2 protein-coding genes are annotated in these 2,139 nt (G+C 42.4%); both read right to left on the minus strand.

The genetic code is table 11. The annotated features are described in order from the left end of the window. Positions 1-270 precede the first annotated feature (270 nt). Positions 271-1,245 (minus strand): phosphate acetyltransferase, encoded by a 975-nt coding sequence (gene pta, locus LG34_RS15465; protein ID WP_109216865.1) that lies wholly within the window; start codon positions 1,243-1,245, stop codon positions 271-273. A 135-nt stretch (positions 1,246-1,380) separates the two neighbouring features. Further along, on the minus strand, positions 1,381-2,046 hold the full coding sequence (locus LG34_RS15470; protein WP_109216866.1) for a DUF1638 domain-containing protein: 666 nt from the start codon (positions 2,044-2,046) through the stop codon (positions 1,381-1,383). Between the last annotated feature and the right edge of the window lie 93 nt (positions 2,047-2,139).

Below are 2,139 nucleotides of genomic sequence, written 5' to 3' on the forward strand. Positions count from 1 at the left end.
TTACTCACCACTTGCAGAAGTGGGAGTCTTCTCGACTGAGATAAAATTTTACGCCACGACGGCGCTGCGTGCCAGAAAGAAACTTTCCAGTTGTAAATAGTGGAAAATGTTACAAGTATTGTAGAAAAATAAGTATCGATATGAAATAGGGATATGTAACGTAAATGAAAGAAAAGAAGAAATTTTCCTCAGCAAGCGATTATTAGCTGCGGAGGTAAATTTCTTCTTTTCTTTATCACAACCTATCGTTTAAAAACAAGTTTTCACAACTTAGCTTAAAGCTGCAGTAATGATAGCCATGGAGTAAACTTCCAGAGCGTTGCATCCTCTAGACAGATCGTTGATCGGTGCATTCAGACCAAGAAGGATCGGACCGTAAGCATCGAATCCACCAAGACGCTGAGCGATTTTGTAACCGATGTTACCAGCGTTGATGTCTGGGAAGATAAATGTGTTAGCATGTCCGGCAACTTTTGAATCCGGGCATTTTGTCTCAGCAACACGCGGAGATACAGCAGCGTCGAACTGAAGCTCACCATCGATAGCAAGATCCGGAGCAGCTTCTTTTGCTTTTGCACAAGCGTTACGCATTTTGTCAACGTCCTCACCTTTACCGGATCCGAGTGTTGAGTAGCTAAGGAAAGCAATCTTAGGATCGATACCGAAGATTTTAGCACACTGAGCTGTCTCAAGAGCGATCTCTACCAGATCATCCTCAGACGGTTTGATGTTGATTGCGCAGTCACCCATTGCCAGTACTTCGTTGTCGCCTGTAGCAGCCGGACGAACGAGGATGAAGCAGGATGATACGATCTTGTTGCCTGGTTTTGTTTTGATAAGCTGAAGAGCCGGACGAACGGTATCAGCTGTAGAATATGTAGCACCACCAAGTAAGCAGTCAGCAACGCCCATTTTTACAAGCATTGTTCCGAAGTAGTTACCATGAGATAATGCTTCGCGGCACTGCTCCTCTGTCATTTTACCTTTACGAAGTTCAACCATCTGTGCAACCATCTCATCCATGCGGTCATAGTTCTTAGGATCGATGATGTCTGCACCGTTGATATTGTAGCCTGCTTCCTCAGCAGCAGCTCTAACTTCAGCTTCATTACCAACTAAGATTGGTTTTAAGAATGTACCTGCAAGCAGACGTGAAGAAGCTTCCAGAATACGTGCATCTGTTCCCTCAGTAAAGACGATTGTACGAGGGTTGTCTTTTAATTTCTGTATTAATGTTTTGAACATTGGTTTCGTTTACCTCCATTAATAATTTAATATACTCGTCATTTCTATTTTATACGTTTTGCTTTAAATTGCAAGCTACTTTGCCTATTGTTTCTCATAAAAAAATGATATTTTTTTGTTATTTTGTATGAAAAATTACAGTTCAAATAAAGATGCCTGTATCATTTCGCCGGGATTCAGCGTTAAAATGTTAGGATCATTGGTTCCGACGATCAGATGTTCCAGTGTGGAAATGTTTCCGGAAACCGTATTTCTGGTAAAATTCAGGCAGGCAGCAGCCTGGTCCGCATATTGTTCCACTGGTTTTAAATCAAAGCATCCGGTATTGATTACGGATAAGGTGTGATAGCCATCATACATCGTTTGTAGGATCATATTGCGCATTTCAGGTTCATACTGGCGGGATAAAATTTGGTACTGTTGTAAAATCGCTTCTTTATCCAGCGTCCATCCGCGGGTCAGGTAGATCGCATCTGTTTCGGTCTGTTTGCGTTCGGTTCGAGGCTTTTTGCAAAGTAACTGATTAATACAGTCGTCAAAACGCGGGAGACGAAGCATCGTATGTTTGCTGATAAGTCCTGCGGTTCCGTTGCCGCAAAGCCCAAAAGTCAACAGAATTTCATCTTGATTTTGCAAGGCATCAATATAATGCTGCAAGATTCGGTTCAGTTTTTCCGGCGTGCTGTGCAGACCGCGTTCCACCCAGATGACGGGAAGATCAATGTCCGTTTGTTGTAAAATATGATTGACCTCATCTGCAAGCATGGCGCAGGAGATGAGGGTCCGTTTTTTCTTATCCATAAGAGTAAATGCTCCTTTACTTGGAGGTATTAATCGTATCGTATGTTACAGTTCACTCATCACATGTATTCAGGTAATGATCATGCTTGCATG

The organism is Eubacterium ramulus (assembly GCF_003122485.1).
GTDB classification, from domain to species: Bacteria; Bacillota; Clostridia; order Lachnospirales; family Lachnospiraceae; genus Eubacterium_I; species Eubacterium_I ramulus_A.

Bases quoted from the DNA above. Each gene is read 5' to 3' on its own strand.
- pta (WP_109216865.1), bottom strand. From the start codon at position 1,245: ATGTTCAAAACATTAATACAGAAATTAAAAGACAACCCTCGTACAATC.
- LG34_RS15470 (WP_109216866.1), bottom strand. From the start codon at position 2,046: ATGGATAAGAAAAAACGGACCCTCATCTCCTGCGCCATGCTTGCAGAT.